The sequence below is a fragment of the Nitrosophilus labii genome (assembly GCF_014466985.1).
GTDB classification, from domain to species: domain Bacteria; phylum Campylobacterota; class Campylobacteria; order Campylobacterales; family Nitratiruptoraceae; genus Nitrosophilus_A; species Nitrosophilus_A labii.
Genome location: NZ_AP022826.1, coordinates 1,932,423 through 1,945,539, shown reverse-complemented (window position 1 = coordinate 1,945,539; position 13,117 = coordinate 1,932,423). Strand labels below are relative to the sequence as shown.

The 13,117-nt window shown below is 40.9% G+C and carries 10 protein-coding genes, 2 tRNA genes, 3 rRNA genes and 3 pseudogenes; 14 read left to right on the top strand and 4 right to left on the bottom strand.

From position 1 onward, the window contains the following. Nucleotide 1 precedes the first annotated feature (1 nt). On the top strand, nt 2-1,690 hold the full coding sequence (locus tag NIL_RS09885) for a hydrogenase maturation protein (RefSeq protein ID WP_187647587.1): 1,689 nt from the start codon (nt 2-4) through the stop codon (nt 1,688-1,690). A gap of 49 nt (nt 1,691-1,739) precedes the next feature. Then, the gene (gene hypA, locus NIL_RS09880) at nt 1,740-2,087 is read left to right on the top strand and encodes a hydrogenase maturation nickel metallochaperone HypA (RefSeq protein ID WP_187647586.1); all 348 of its coding nucleotides are present in this window, start codon (nt 1,740-1,742) and stop codon (nt 2,085-2,087) included. On the opposite strand, the gene NIL_RS09875 is transcribed toward hypA, so the two are convergent. Together NIL_RS09875 and NIL_RS09870 are read right to left on the bottom strand one after the other, a co-directional pair. Continuing rightward, nucleotides 2,065-2,508, bottom strand: a complete 444-nt coding sequence (locus NIL_RS09875; RefSeq protein WP_246434435.1) for a thiamine-phosphate pyrophosphorylase — start codon at nt 2,506-2,508, stop codon at nt 2,065-2,067. The two genes, hypA and NIL_RS09875, sit on opposite strands and share 23 nt — an antisense overlap. Further along, nucleotides 2,489-3,208 (bottom strand): Bax inhibitor-1/YccA family protein, encoded by a 720-nt coding sequence (locus NIL_RS09870; protein WP_187647585.1) that lies wholly within the window; start codon nt 3,206-3,208, stop codon nt 2,489-2,491. Before NIL_RS09870 ends, NIL_RS09875 begins: the two co-directional genes overlap by 20 nt. Nucleotides 3,209-3,820: 612 nt before the next feature. Between NIL_RS09870 and NIL_RS09865 the strand changes: the two genes are divergently transcribed. The 5 genes from NIL_RS09865 to rrf all read left to right on the top strand — a co-directional run bounded on the left by NIL_RS09865 (nt 3,821) and on the right by rrf (nt 10,027). After that, nucleotides 3,821-5,626 (top strand): 16S ribosomal RNA (locus NIL_RS09865). 284 nt (nt 5,627-5,910) lie between these two features. Continuing rightward, nucleotides 5,911-5,987, top strand: a tRNA-Ile gene (locus tag NIL_RS09860). 99 nt (nt 5,988-6,086) lie between these two features. After that, a tRNA-Ala gene (locus NIL_RS09855) sits at nt 6,087-6,162 on the top strand. 304 nt (nt 6,163-6,466) lie between these two features. After that, nucleotides 6,467-9,442, top strand: a 23S ribosomal RNA gene (locus NIL_RS09850). A gap of 469 nt (nt 9,443-9,911) precedes the next feature. Continuing rightward, nucleotides 9,912-10,027, top strand: a 5S ribosomal RNA gene (gene rrf / locus NIL_RS09845). The 16S, 23S and 5S rRNA genes sit together here with 2 tRNA genes alongside, the layout of an rRNA operon. Before the next feature lie 285 nt (nt 10,028-10,312). Here rrf and NIL_RS11175 read toward each other — a convergent pair. Further along, a complete protein-coding gene (locus tag NIL_RS11175; protein WP_197972195.1) occupies nt 10,313-10,531 on the bottom strand; it encodes a transposase in 219 nt (72 codons plus the stop codon). 75 nt (nt 10,532-10,606) lie between these two features. Between NIL_RS11175 and NIL_RS11170 the strand changes: the two genes are divergently transcribed. Beyond that, nucleotides 10,607-10,888 (top strand): transposase, encoded by a 282-nt coding sequence (locus tag NIL_RS11170; protein WP_370686702.1) that lies wholly within the window; start codon nt 10,607-10,609, stop codon nt 10,886-10,888. Further along, nucleotides 10,878-11,123, top strand: coding sequence for an integrase core domain-containing protein (locus NIL_RS11165; protein ID WP_370686709.1), 246 nt, complete (start codon nt 10,878-10,880; stop codon nt 11,121-11,123). The genes NIL_RS11170 and NIL_RS11165 overlap by 11 nt, the downstream gene beginning before the upstream one ends. Before the next feature lie 47 nt (nt 11,124-11,170). Here NIL_RS11165 and NIL_RS11215 read toward each other — a convergent pair. Continuing rightward, nucleotides 11,171-11,454, bottom strand: a pseudogene (locus tag NIL_RS11215) (transposase); the annotation flags it as partial. 19 nt (nt 11,455-11,473) lie between these two features. On the opposite strand from NIL_RS11215, the gene NIL_RS09825 reads away from it, so the two are divergent. From NIL_RS09825 to NIL_RS11160, 5 genes and pseudogenes are all read left to right on the top strand, one after another. After that, the gene (locus NIL_RS09825) at nt 11,474-11,845 is read left to right on the top strand and encodes a hypothetical protein (RefSeq protein WP_187648647.1); all 372 of its coding nucleotides are present in this window, start codon (nt 11,474-11,476) and stop codon (nt 11,843-11,845) included. Nucleotides 11,846-12,005: 160 nt separating this feature from the next. Next, nucleotides 12,006-12,197 carry a hypothetical protein gene (locus NIL_RS09820; RefSeq protein ID WP_187647584.1) on the top strand — a complete coding sequence of 64 codons (192 nt, stop codon included), beginning with the start codon at nt 12,006-12,008 and terminating at the stop codon, nt 12,195-12,197. Nucleotides 12,198-12,232: 35 nt separating this feature from the next. Continuing rightward, a pseudogene (locus NIL_RS09815) lies at nt 12,233-12,385 on the top strand (transposase); the annotation flags it as partial. Nucleotides 12,386-12,396: 11 nt separating this feature from the next. Continuing rightward, nucleotides 12,397-12,711 carry a transposase gene (locus NIL_RS09810; protein ID WP_187647583.1) on the top strand — a complete coding sequence of 105 codons (315 nt, stop codon included), beginning with the start codon at nt 12,397-12,399 and terminating at the stop codon, nt 12,709-12,711. Nucleotides 12,712-12,742: 31 nt separating this feature from the next. After that, nucleotides 12,743-12,949 (top strand): annotated as a pseudogene (locus tag NIL_RS11160) (transposase); the annotation flags it as partial. Nucleotides 12,950-13,117: the final 168 nt, after the last annotated feature.

The following is a 13,117-nucleotide window of genomic DNA, read 5'->3' as shown; positions in this document are numbered from 1 at the left end:
GGTGAAGATACTTTTGATATCTACCAATTTTAACTCTTTAACTCAAAAAATATACTGCTTTTTAAAAGATTTGGGTCATACAGTTAGTGTAGAGTATGCTATAAACGATAACGTCATGATAGAGGGTGTCGAACTTTTTAAACCGGATATAGTGATATGTCCTTATCTAACAAAAAAACTGCCTATAGAAATTTTCAAGAAAATCCCTACTTTCATTGTACATCCGGGTCCTTTTGGAGACAGAGGAGCATACGCTCTTGATAATGCAATTTTAGGTAATAAAAAAGAGTGGGGCGTTACTATTTTAGAGGCTGATGATGAGCTTGACGGAGGAAAAATCTGGGCTACTAAAAACTTTAAAATACCAAAAAAGAAGAAGGGGTATATTTATAGAAATCAGGTAAGTGATGCGGCTGTTGAACTAGTAAGCGAGCTTATAGAAAAGTTAAAGAATGGCTTTAAACCTTTAGAAAATCCGCTTTTGCCAATGCATAAAAGAGTAACTCAAGATAGAAGAAAAATAGACTGGACTAAAGACAAAAGTGAAGAGATTATTAAAAAAATAAATGCTTCAGATAACTATCCTGGAGTAAAGGATAACTTTTTAGGGGTTGATGTATATATTTTTGGAGTAAGTTTGGAAAAAAGCGCTCTTGAAGATATTGAAGCCAAACCCAAAGATATTTTGGCAAAGCGAGACGGGGCGATTTTAGTCAAAACAATTGATTGGGCTATATGGATTAGCCATATGACACAGATAAAAGAGGGAATACGCCAGATAAAACTACCTTCCACTTATGTTTTAAAAGATAAATTAAAAGGTATAAAAGAGCACAGAATTCCCCTATATATGGATCCTCAGACTCAGACATTCAAAGAGATTACATTTTACAAAAAGAACAATGTTGGCTTTTTAGAGTTCGATTTTTACAATGGAGCTATGAGTTCGGAGCAGTGTATAAGACTCAAATATGCTATCGAAACACTTAGGGAAGAGGTGTATATACTGGTTTTGATGGGTGGCGAGAACTTTTTTAGCAACGGAATCCATCTAACCATATTGGAAGATAGCAAAAAGAAGGGTGAAGATGGTTGGAGCAATATTAACGCTATGAACAATCTGGTAAAAACCATTCTTTTTAGTGATGATATTTTAACTATTACTGTTTTTCGTGCAAATGCAGGAGCAGGCGGAGTTTTTCTGGGTTTGGCAAGCGATATAGTTTTTATAAAAAAAGGAGTTGTTTTAAATCCACACTACAAAACAATGGGATTAAGCGGTAGTGAGTATCACACTTATACACTTCCAAAAAGAGTAGGTAAAGATAAAGCTAAAAAACTTGTTGATGAAGCTCTACCGATTTCAGCCAGCTTTGCAAAAAAAATAGGACTGGTTGATTTTATATATAACGATTTTGGCGAGGTAGAAAGCTTTGTTTTAGAACTTGCTGAAGATGAAGATAGATTTTATAAAATATTGGATGAAAAAAGAGATAGGCTAGAAAGAGATGAAGAGTTGATAAGTAGATGTGTAGAAAAAGAGTTAGAAAAGATGTATCCAGAATTTTGGGATGAGAAAAGTCTTTTTCATAAGTTAAGACACGATTTTGTATATAAAGTTTGTCCTTTGCAAACTCCAAAGAGGTTAGCTATACATAGAAATGAGGAATTTGGAACTGGGAATTTGTAAAAATAATATTTTGTTCCTAATTCCAAATTCCTAATTCCAAAGGAAAATAATGCACGAATATTCAATAGTCCAAAGTCTTTTAGATATTATAGAAGATAATGCAAAAAAACATAATGCAAAAAAAGTTACAAAGATAGTTGTTAAAATCGGAGTTTTGAGTGGAGTAGAGCCTCACCTGCTTGAGATTGCATTCAATACTTTTAAAGAAGGGACTATTTGTGAGGAAGCTTTTTTTGAAATGATAATAGAACCTTTGAAAGTTGAATGCAAAGAGTGTAAAAATGTGAACGAAATAGAGCATAACTCTTTGCTTTTTGAATGTCCGGTATGCAAAAGTGTAGATCTAGAAGTTTTAAGCGGCGAAAATATGTATCTTATGAGTCTTGAGATGGAGTAATGTTTAAAACACTCTTTTCAAGATCGTAAAGTTCATATCTGATATATTTAAATTTTTCAGCCATTTCATGGTCTATAAGCTTGAAACTTTCTTCTAAAACTCTCGCAGACTCTTGTGCTCTTTTGAAGTTTGCTACTAAAATATCTTCTAGTTTAGTTCTCTCTTTTTCACTTTGGGTACTCTCTTTCAGAACATCGTTTTTTATATCTCTCGATTTTAAGAGAGTTTCGTACTCTGATATTTTAGCGATATGCCTTAACTCTTTTAGTCTTGAAGCTATATCTTTTTTATCGAAAATATAGCGATATATATCTTCTACTACTCTAATGCCCTCTTTTAATCTGTTAAGATTTGCATCTATAAGCCTTAAAAGCTTTGGCTTAGCTAAAGCCAAAGCTTTATCAATCTTCGCTGCTTCCAAGGAGACCCATAATCTGAAGAAGTGATATAAAAAGGTTTAGTACATCAAGATACAAAGCGATTGCTGCTTCAACTGGAGAAGAGAAGTTTCCTCTCATTATATTTTGGGTATCAAAAAGTATAAATGCACTAAAAAGTAGGGCACCGGCGCTAGCGATAGCAAGCTGTAAAATCGGACTTCCCAAAAAGATATTGATAAGAGCTGCTACTATCATAATAATAAGAGCAATAAACAAAAATTTACCCATAAAGGTAAAATCTCTTTTTGTATTGATAGCAAAAAGACTTATTCCGCCAAAGGCTACTCCTGTTAAAAGTAGAGCGTTTGTAACTATAGAAGCTCCTCCTGGCATTCCTAAAACAGCACTTAATAGTGGCGTTAGTGTGATTCCTGTCATAAATGTAAACGCAAAAAGCATAATAAGATTGATTCCAGGTTTGCTTTTTGTAAAATATATACCAAAAAGAAGTAGAAACTCAAGTATAACAAGTCCCCAATACCAGTCTGCAATAGAAGCAGCCATATCCATACCTATGTATGCACCGGCTGTAGCTGCCATCAAACTTGCGGCAAAGAGTTGGTAGGTCTTTTTTATAAAAGTTGCACGATCAAGTTTCTCTTCACGTGGAGCCTCTTTGACTATCTCTTTTTCAAGACTTTTATTATGAGCATCTATATAGTCTCTATTATAGAGTGCCATAACCCTCCCTTTTATCAAAATTTTTTATTGTACAAGACAATTATACTTAATAAACATATTACATTCAATAAAATATAAACTATAAAATTTGATTAACTTTTTTTTAAGCGATTATTTTTTATACTTCCATCCGCTTTTGGCGGCGAGTTCTTTAAATAGTTTGAGATTGTTGGGTTTCAAGTTAAGAGCTTAAAGTTTCAAGCTTAAAGTCTAAAGTCTAAAGTCTAAAGTTTGAAGTTTAAAGTCTATTGTATATCGTCTGATTTTAGATTATAGATTTTTAAATAAGGTTTGTAGCTTAATATATTTGATTGCGATTTAGCGACTACCGACTATAGGTTATTTACTATAGTCTATTGTCTATAGACTATTAGCTTTATTTAGTTGCTCTTGACAAGATTTTAAAATTTTAATATAATTTCGACCCTTGATTGGGGAAGCTTAGAGTTTTAGAAAAAAAGAGTTCAAATAACACTTATAGAGTTTATAAGTGTTAGAGAGTTCTTTTTTATAGACAATGATAATGATCTTTGAAAACTGGATAAGCTAAAAGGAAATTCTTTTAAGCCTTTGAGTAATTAAGTTTTATGGATAAGACTTTTCTATAAATTATTTATGGAGAGTTTGATCCTGGCTCAGAGTGAACGCTGGCGGCGTGCCTAACACATGCAAGTCGAACGAGAACGGCTCAAACCTTCGGGTTTGGGTGTCAGCTAAGTGGCGCACGGGTGAGTAATACGTAGCTAACCTGCCCTATAGCGGGGGATAACAGGCCGAAAGGCCTGCTAATACCCTATACTCCTTCTCTACATAAGTAGAGTTGTGGAAAGTTTCACTACCAGCTACCTACTATTTGCATTTGTTAGCATAAAGCTAATTGTTTAGATACGAGGAGCAATTTTAAAGATAAATCAAAAGATTATCGAGAAATTGCGACGAAATAGATGAGTAATTAGCTTTATGCCCAAAGGGAACACAAATAAAACTAAATCTTTTGCGTTAGATTTTTTTGCCTTAGATGACTAAGGCTGCAAAAATCTGTCTTAGGTCTTTAGTTTTCTTTATGTTCTAACAAGTGTAAATAGTAGGTAGCTGGTAGTGATGCGCTATAGGATGGGGCTGCGGCCTATCAGCTAGTTGGTGGGGTAACGGCTTACCAAGGCTATGACGGGTAGCTGGTCTGAGAGGATGATCAGCCACACTGGAACTGAGACACGGTCCAGACTCCTACGGGAGGCAGCAGTGGGGAATATTGCGCAATGGGGGCAACCCTGACGCAGCAACGCCGCGTGGAGGATGAAGGCCTTCGGGTTGTAAACTCCTTTTCTGAGGGAAGATGGTGACGGTACCTCAGGAATAAGCACCGGCTAACTCCGTGCCAGCAGCCGCGGTAATACGGAGGGTGCAAGCGTTACTCGGAATCACTGGGCGTAAAGGGCGCGTAGGCGGTTTAGTAAGTCGGGTGTGAAAGCCCACAGCTCAACTGTGGAACTGCATCCGAAACTGCTAGACTAGAGTTCGGAAGAGGCAGGTGGAATTGGTGGTGTAGGGGTAAAATCCGTAGAGATCACCAGGAATACCCATTGCGAAGGCGACCTGCTGGGACGATACTGACGCTGAGGCGCGAAAGCGTGGGGAGCAAACAGGATTAGATACCCTGGTAGTCCACGCCCTAAACGATGGATGCTAGTCGTTGGGGTGCTAGTCACCTCAGTGATGCAGCTAACGCAATAAGCATCCCGCCTGGGGAGTACGGCCGCAAGGCTAAAACTCAAAGGAATAGACGGGGACCCGCACAAGCGGTGGAGCATGTGGTTTAATTCGAAGATACGCGAAGAACCTTACCTGGGCTTGACATCCCGAGAACCCTGTAGAGATACGGGGGTGCCCTCTTATGAGGGAGCTCGGTGACAGGTGCTGCACGGCTGTCGTCAGCTCGTGTCGTGAGATGTTGGGTTAAGTCCCGCAACGAGCGCAACCCTCGTCCTTAGTTGCCAGCACGATAGGGTGGGCACTCTAAGGAGACTGCCCGGGTAACCGGGAGGAAGGTGAGGACGACGTCAAGTCATCATGGCCCTTATGTCCAGGGCGACACACGTGCTACAATGGCGCGTACAGAGAGACGCGATACCGTGAGGTGGAGCAAATCTCTAAAGCGCGTCCCAGTTCGGATTGCAGTCTGCAACTCGACTGCATGAAGCCGGAATCGCTAGTAATCGCGGATCAGCCATGCCGCGGTGAATACGTTCCCGGGTCTTGTACTCACCGCCCGTCACACCATGGGAGTTGAGCTCACCCGAAGCCGGGAGGCCAACCAGTTATTGTAATTGGGGGCTACCGTCCACGGTGGGCTCAGCGACTGGGGTGAAGTCGTAACAAGGTAACCGTAGGAGAACCTGCGGTTGGATCACCTCCTTTCTAGAGAGTACGATCCTAAAGATTCATTTCTTTAGGTTAAGAGTTAGAGTCTCACACTCTAGCTCTTGTGGGCTTAAAGGAAGAGTACTTTTAGCTTGTCCAGTTTTGAGAGATTATTTGTTCTTTAACATGACAAAAGTAGATAGAGGGAATAGTGTGAGCTAATTCTTATGTCCTTATCAGGGGTGAGCTAGATTAGTTGATAGTGAATAGTTGATAGTTGATAGTTGATAGTACATTGCTGTCAACCATCAACCATTCACCATCAACCATTCACCAAATAAGGGCCTGTAGCTCAGGTGGTTAGAGCGCACCCCTGATAAGGGTGAGGTCAGAGGTTCAAGTCCTCTCAGGCCCACCATTGTAAAGCAAAGCTTTGCAGTTGATAGTTAATAGTAGATAGTTGATAGTAAAGAGGATAAGAACTATAAACCATAAACCATCAACTATCAACCAGGAAGGGGAATTAGCTCAGCTGGGAGAGCGCCTGCTTTGCACGCAGGAGGTCAGCGGTTCGATCCCGCTATTCTCCACCATTATAGTAATTGGGAATTAGTAATTAGGAATTAGTGAAAAAGAAACAAAAACAGCCCAATTCCAAATTCCAAATTCCCAATTCCAAAGTTTAAATCAAGTCTTCAAAGGAAGATTTGGTTTAGACTTTAATAGTCTAAAGAGTTATTTGACAATCCATTGTTTAAAGTCTAAGGTAAAGAAACAATTTCAGCCTTACTCAATAGTGTAAGATATGATTCGTAAAAGTAATTCAAATTACGAGTTACGAGCAACGAATTACGAAAAAGTATCTGAGTAAGGCGGCAGTGCGCTTTAGAATAAGTAGGTTAAGCTACAAAGGGCGTACGGTGGATGCCTAGGGTGACAGAGGCGATGAAGGACGTGCTAGGCTGCGAAAAGCCTCGGGGAGCTGCCAAGAAGCGTTGATCCGGGGATTTCCGAATGGGGCAACCCGGCCAGTCGAGAGGCTGGTCACCGGACATAGTCCGGGGCGAACCTGGGGAAGTGAAACATCTCAGTACCCAGAGGAGAAGAAATCAAACGAGATTCCCAAAGTAGCGGCGAGCGAAATGGGATTAGGGCAAACCGGGTGCTTGCACTCGGGGTTGTAGGGCTCCCATAACGGCACCACGAAGGTTAGCAGAACTGTCTGGAAAGGCAGACCATAGAGGGTGATAGTCCCGTAAGCGAAAACCTAAGTGGGCCAGGGATGTCCCTGAGTAGGTCGGGACACGTGTTATCCTGACTGAAGCTGGGAGGACCACCTTCCAACCCTAAATACTCCTGTCACACCGATAGCGAACCAGTACCGTGAGGGAAAGGTGAAAAGAACCCCAGTGAGGGGAGTGAAATAGAACCTGAAACCGTATGCCTACAATCATTCGGAGCCCTATGAGCTTTGCTCAGGGTGACGGACTGCCTTTTGCATAATGAGCCTGCGAGTTGTGGTCAGTGGCGAGGTTAAGCGAACGCGTAGCCGTAGCGAAAGCGAGTCTGAATAGGGCGATGTGGGCATCCCACAAAGTCTCTGGACTTTGTGGGGACCCGCGACTAGTCACTGGCTGCAGACCCGAAGCCAAGTGATCTATCCATGGCCAGGTTGAAGCGGGAGTAAGACCCCGTGGAGGACCGAACCGGTGGAGGTTGAAAACTCTTCGGATGAGCTGTGGATAGGGGTGAAAGGCCAAACAAACTTGGTGATAGCTGGTTCTCTCCGAAATATATTTAGGTATAGCCTCAGGTCGTAGCTACAGGGGGTAGAGCACTGATAGGGCTAGGGCTGCTCACCGCGGTACCAAACCCTGTCAAACTCCGAATACCTGTAGTGTAATCCTGGGAGTCAGGCGTAGGGTGATAAAATCCTATGTCGAGAGGGGAACAACCCAGACTACCGACTAAGGTCCCGAAGTTCTGACTAAGTGGAAAACGATGTGGGGCTGCTTAGACAACCAGGAGGTTGGCTTAGAAGCAGCCATCCTTTAAAGAAAGCGTAACAGCTCACTGGTCTAGCGGCCCTGCGCGGAAAATATAACGGGGCTAAGTCAGACACCGAAGTCGTAGGTTCACTCTGGAGAGTGAGCGGTAGGAGAGCGTTCCAGTCTGCGTTGAAGCTGTACCGGCGAGGAGCAGTGGAGCGGCTGGAAGTGAGCATGCAGGCATGAGTAGCGATAAAACAGGTGAGAATCCTGTTCGCCGAAAACCCAAGGTTTCCTACGCGATGCTCGTCAACGTAGGGTTAGTCGGGTCCTAAGCCGAGTCCGAGAGGGGTAGGCGATGGGAAATCGGTTAATATTCCGATACCTACTTTACACAAGGCGAAGGGGGGACGCTTAGGGCTAGCCGAGGTCAGTGATGGATTACTGGCTCGAAGGGTGTAGGGTGTTAGGTAGGAAAATCCGCCTGACGTGTACCCGAGACCTGACAGGCTCTCAAACTCCTTCGGGAGGGCGAGGGAATCGGTGATGCCGTCGAGCCGAGAAAAGCCTCTAAGCCATTTGAGTGTAAGGTAGCCCGTACCGTAAACCGACACAGGTGGGTGAGATGAGTATTCTAAGGCGCGTGGAAGAACCCTGGTTAAGGAACTCTGCAAGCTGGCACCGTATCTTCGGTATAAGGTGTGCCCGTAGTAGGTGAAGCTGCTTGCCAGTGGAGCCGAGGCGGGTCGCAGCGAAGCGCTCCATCCGACTGTTTATCAAAAACACAGCACTCTGCTAACTCGTAAGAGGATGTATAGGGTGTGACGCCTGCCCGGTGCCGGAAGGTTAAGGGGATTGGTTAGCTTTAGGGCGAAGCCATGAACCGAAGCCCCGGTAAACGGCGGCCGTAACTATAACGGTCCTAAGGTAGCGAAATTCCTTGTCGGTTAAATACCGACCTGCATGAATGGCGTAACGAGATGGGGGCTGTCTCGACCAGGGATCCAGTGAAATTGTAGTGGAGGTGAAAATTCCTCCTACCCGCGGAAAGACGGAAAGACCCCGTGGACCTTTACTACAGCTTGACACTGCCATTGGGATAGGGATGTGCAGGATAGGTGGGAGGCTGTGAAGCCTGGGCGCCAGCCTAGGTGGAGCCGTCCTTGAGATACCACCCTTCCTTATTCTGATGGCTAACTTGCCGGTGTTATCCACCGGGAGGACAATGTCTGGCGGGTAGTTTGACTGGGGCGGTCGCCTCCTAAAGTGTAACGGAGGCTTACAAAGGTTGGCTCAAGACGGTTGGAAATCGTCTGTAGAGTATAAAGGCATAAGCCAGCCTGACTGTGAGAGAGACAACTCGAGCAGAGAGGAAACTCGGTCTTAGTGATCCGGTGGTTCTGAGTGGAAGGGCCATCGCTCAAAGGATAAAAGGTACCCCGGGGATAACAGGCTGATCTCCCCCAAGAGCTCACATCGACGGGGAGGTTTGGCACCTCGATGTCGGCTCATCGCATCCTGGGGCTGGAGCAGGTCCCAAGGGTATGGCTGTTCGCCATTTAAAGCGGTACGCGAGCTGGGTTCAGAACGTCGTGAGACAGTTCGGTCCCTATCTTCCGTGGGCGTAGGAAGGCTGAGGAGAGCTGACCCTAGTACGAGAGGACCGGGTTGGACGTGCCACTGGTGTACCAGTTGTCCTGCCAAGGGCACCGCTGGGTAGCTATGCACGGAACGGATAACCGCTGAAAGCATCTAAGCGGGAAGCCGACTCCAAGATGAGCCTTCCCTGAAGGACGGTGGAAGACTACCACCTTGATAGGCTGGGTGTGTAAGCCCTGCGAGGGGTTTAGCTGACCAGTACTAATAGTCCGTTTGGCTTAACCAAAGGGTCTCTCTATAGAGGATTTATACCTCATAGCTTTAAAATTTCATTTAGATATAAGGAATTGCGACGAAGTTTATGTAATCATAAACGAGGAGCAATAACGAAATAGATAAATAGAAATTTTAAAGCCCATAGGGAAAAGAGATTAACAGCAATCTTTAGCAAAAAATTTATTTTACTTATATTTATAAGCCTTCATAAATTTTTTACTAAATCTTACTATTACTCTCTTTTCTATGAGATATAAATTCTCTATAGAGAGACCCTACGCACTGCCGCCTTACTGAGATACTTCTAACCTTAGACTATAAACAATGGATTGATTTCTTTAAAAAATAGTAATTAGTAATTAGTAATTGGGAATTAGGAACTAGAAATTAGAAAAAAATTTCTCCAATTCCAAATTCCCAATTCCTAATTCCAAATTACAGAAATACTGAGTCTTCCAAGGAAGATTGAGTATTTCTGTCCTGGTGCCTATAGAGCGGAGGAAACGCCTAGACCCATTTCGAACCTAGAAGCTAAGCTCCGCATCGCTGATGATACTGCACCCTCCGGGTGTGGAAAAGTAGGTCGGCGCCAGGCGGAATATTGATACACTACTGCAAAACTCACAAGTTTATCTTCCAAAATATTTAAATAGTAATCTAGCTATTTAAAGTAACACATACATAATCAACCAATTTATGGACATTCATTTCAATATACATTTTGTAAAATGCAAAGACTGTTCCGCAAAAGCTATAATTTGAAAATCTTGATTATTTTTGATTATTTACTCTTAGTTCTTCGTCTTTATGCCTTTCTATATGTTATACAATATCTTTTTATCTCTTAACTCGATAATGACAAGATTTTTCTGTAAATCTCTCAACAACACTTTCCTCTAGTTCCAGATTTTCTTACTAGATGTTTTTTTATCCAGCTACTTGGCATTAGTCTCAACCGCAGTAGTACTAGTAAACGCAGTACCGATTCGTCGCAGGGAAACGCTCTGGTGACTTTGGTGCAGTGCTTGACCTCCTTGTTAAACCGCTCCAATACATTGGTGGAGCAGATCTTGCGGTGATGGCGCTTTGGAAAGACCAGTGTTCAATTTGACCTGCTCTCCAAAAATTGGACCAAGATCAGAGTTAGAGTATAATAAAACTACTGGAGTAGCAGATGAAGAAAAGATTCAGTGAAGAGAAGGTTGTAAAAATATTACAAGAGGTTCAAAAAGCAGATACCCAAAGAGAAGTTATTCGCAAATATAATATAAGTGAGCAGACATTTTACAAATGGAAACGTATGTATGGCGGGATGAGCGTAAGTGAAATAAAAAGACTTAAAGAGCCTGAAAAAGAGAATGCCAAGCTCAAAAACTTCTATCAGAGCAAAACATCTGATCGATACTCTAAGCAGGTTTATGACCTTGTATGGAAGACCATAATTTATACGTTCTGACAATGGTTCGGAATTTACAGCAAAAGCTCTTATTCACTGGCTTACAAAACACAATATCGGCCCAGCTTTCATCAAACCTGGATCTCCCTGGCAAAAAGCCTATGTAGAAAGCTTCAATGGAAAATTCATAGATGAAAGCTTAAATAGAGAGTGGTTCGCAAACAGAAAAGATGCCCAGGTTATCATTGAACAGTGGCGGAATACTACAATAATGAATGGCCACACAGTTCATTGAATAATAAGCCACCATCAAAAGTTTTAGGAAGGCAAAATGTTGCTTGATGTACAATCAATTACTAACTCTGTAATTGGACCTACTTTTTGGAACAGGTCAAATTCATCAAGCTCATTGCTGAGATTGCTCACCGTAGCGTGGGAAAGCTCGATTCCCAGCTCTGCAACGATCGACTTAACCTTGTGGGTGAAGACACCTTTGAGATAGCTCTCTACGTTCACTGATACCATTGCCTTGTCGATCTACGAATAGTTCTCGAACAGCTTCGTCTCTAACCGTCCGCTCCTGTATATGGTCGTAGCAGATTCAGCTCGCCCAGCGACGTCTTGAGCTAACGCTCCTTGATCCTTTTGGTTTTTGTAATCATAGTTGATTTGGAATTTACAGAAATTATTTTACGCTACCGAGATTTTCAGTTTGGTAAAGAGGAAAATAGAGTTTTTGAAGCTTTAATTGCAAGAATAACATTATCTTTTTTAGCTTATAATCTCACAAGCTATATTAACTGTATCAATAATGAACCTAAAACACTTGGTGAACTTTTTAGAGATTTGGAATGTCAACTTGAAATTTTAACAATTTCAATGGAGTTGTTTTTAATAATATTGGAAAATTTACTTCAAGCTGCTGAAATTGTCAATAGAAATAAAGATTTAGAACAAATTATTCATTTTTTAAGAACTCATACTAAAAAACAGTTAGGCTTTATGTGCGAAAGTTGAATAAATTTAAAACGTTACTCTCTATAATTCTCCAATTATAAAATATGTTACAATCATAGTAATTATATTGTATTTTATTATAAATTGAGTCCTCTAAAAAATTAATCTGGAAATGATAAAATAAGGAAAAGCTACAAGAGAATAAAAAAGGTAGAGGAAAATGCAAATACTAAGTTTTTTTGATTACGCAATACAAGAACAAGGTGAGAAAAGAACAATAAAATTTTTAGAAGAGATGAAAAAAAATATTCCATATGAAGAACTTGAAGAGTTGCTAATCAAGGAGGGAGTATATAGACCAAAAGTAGCAGAGGAAAAAGGGAGACACTATATTCAAGTAAAGTACTATTAGGGGCATTTTTTCTCCATGCGTGGTATGGACTAAGCGATTCAATGACAGAAGAGATGATACATGATAGACTCTCATTTAGAAAATTTTTAGATATAAAAGCAGATAATGATATACCAGATGAGACTACAATTTGTAACTTTAGAAATGCACTAATGGGTAAAATTCTTTTGATAAGATATTTGCTATAGTCAAAGAGACAATGGTAAAAAACAACTTAATCCTCAAAGAGGGTACTATCGTAGATACTACTTTGATACATGCAAGCGAGCCAACAAGAAAAGAAGATAAAGAGAAAAAAGTAGTATCAAACAAAGTAGCAGATAGCGATGCGACATATACTTCAAAAAGAGGGAGAAAATATCACGGATTTAAAATGCATATAGCAAGTGATACAAATGGGATAATAAAAGAGGTAATAACCACTACGGCAAAAGAGTCAGATATAAAACAGTTAGATAGACTAACAGAGAACGAAAAAAGCTTTTATAAAAAAAGGGATATTTGGTGGTATTAGTGAATGAAGAGTAAGAGGTCAAAAGAGATTAAGAGGAAAACAGCAAAAACATAATAAAAAATTTGCAAAAGTAAGAGGCATCGTAGAACTACCCTTTGCATTTATCAAAAACCTTATGAACTATACTCAAACAAGATTTATAGGTTTAGAGAAAAATGACCAATGCTATCTACTATTAGCAACAGCTTATAATCTCAAAAGAGTACCGAATCTACAAAGAAAGATGGGGATAGTGTAAAAATAGAGGAAGAATGAGCAAAAAAGCTCAAAGAATTGATATATGAACAAAGATAACTATACAAAATAAAGGCTTTTTAAGTTTAAAATAAGACTCTGAATTGTATAAGGAACAAAGTAATGAAAAAGTTTAGGTAATGGTGGGTTTTTCAGAGGATTCAATTTGAAT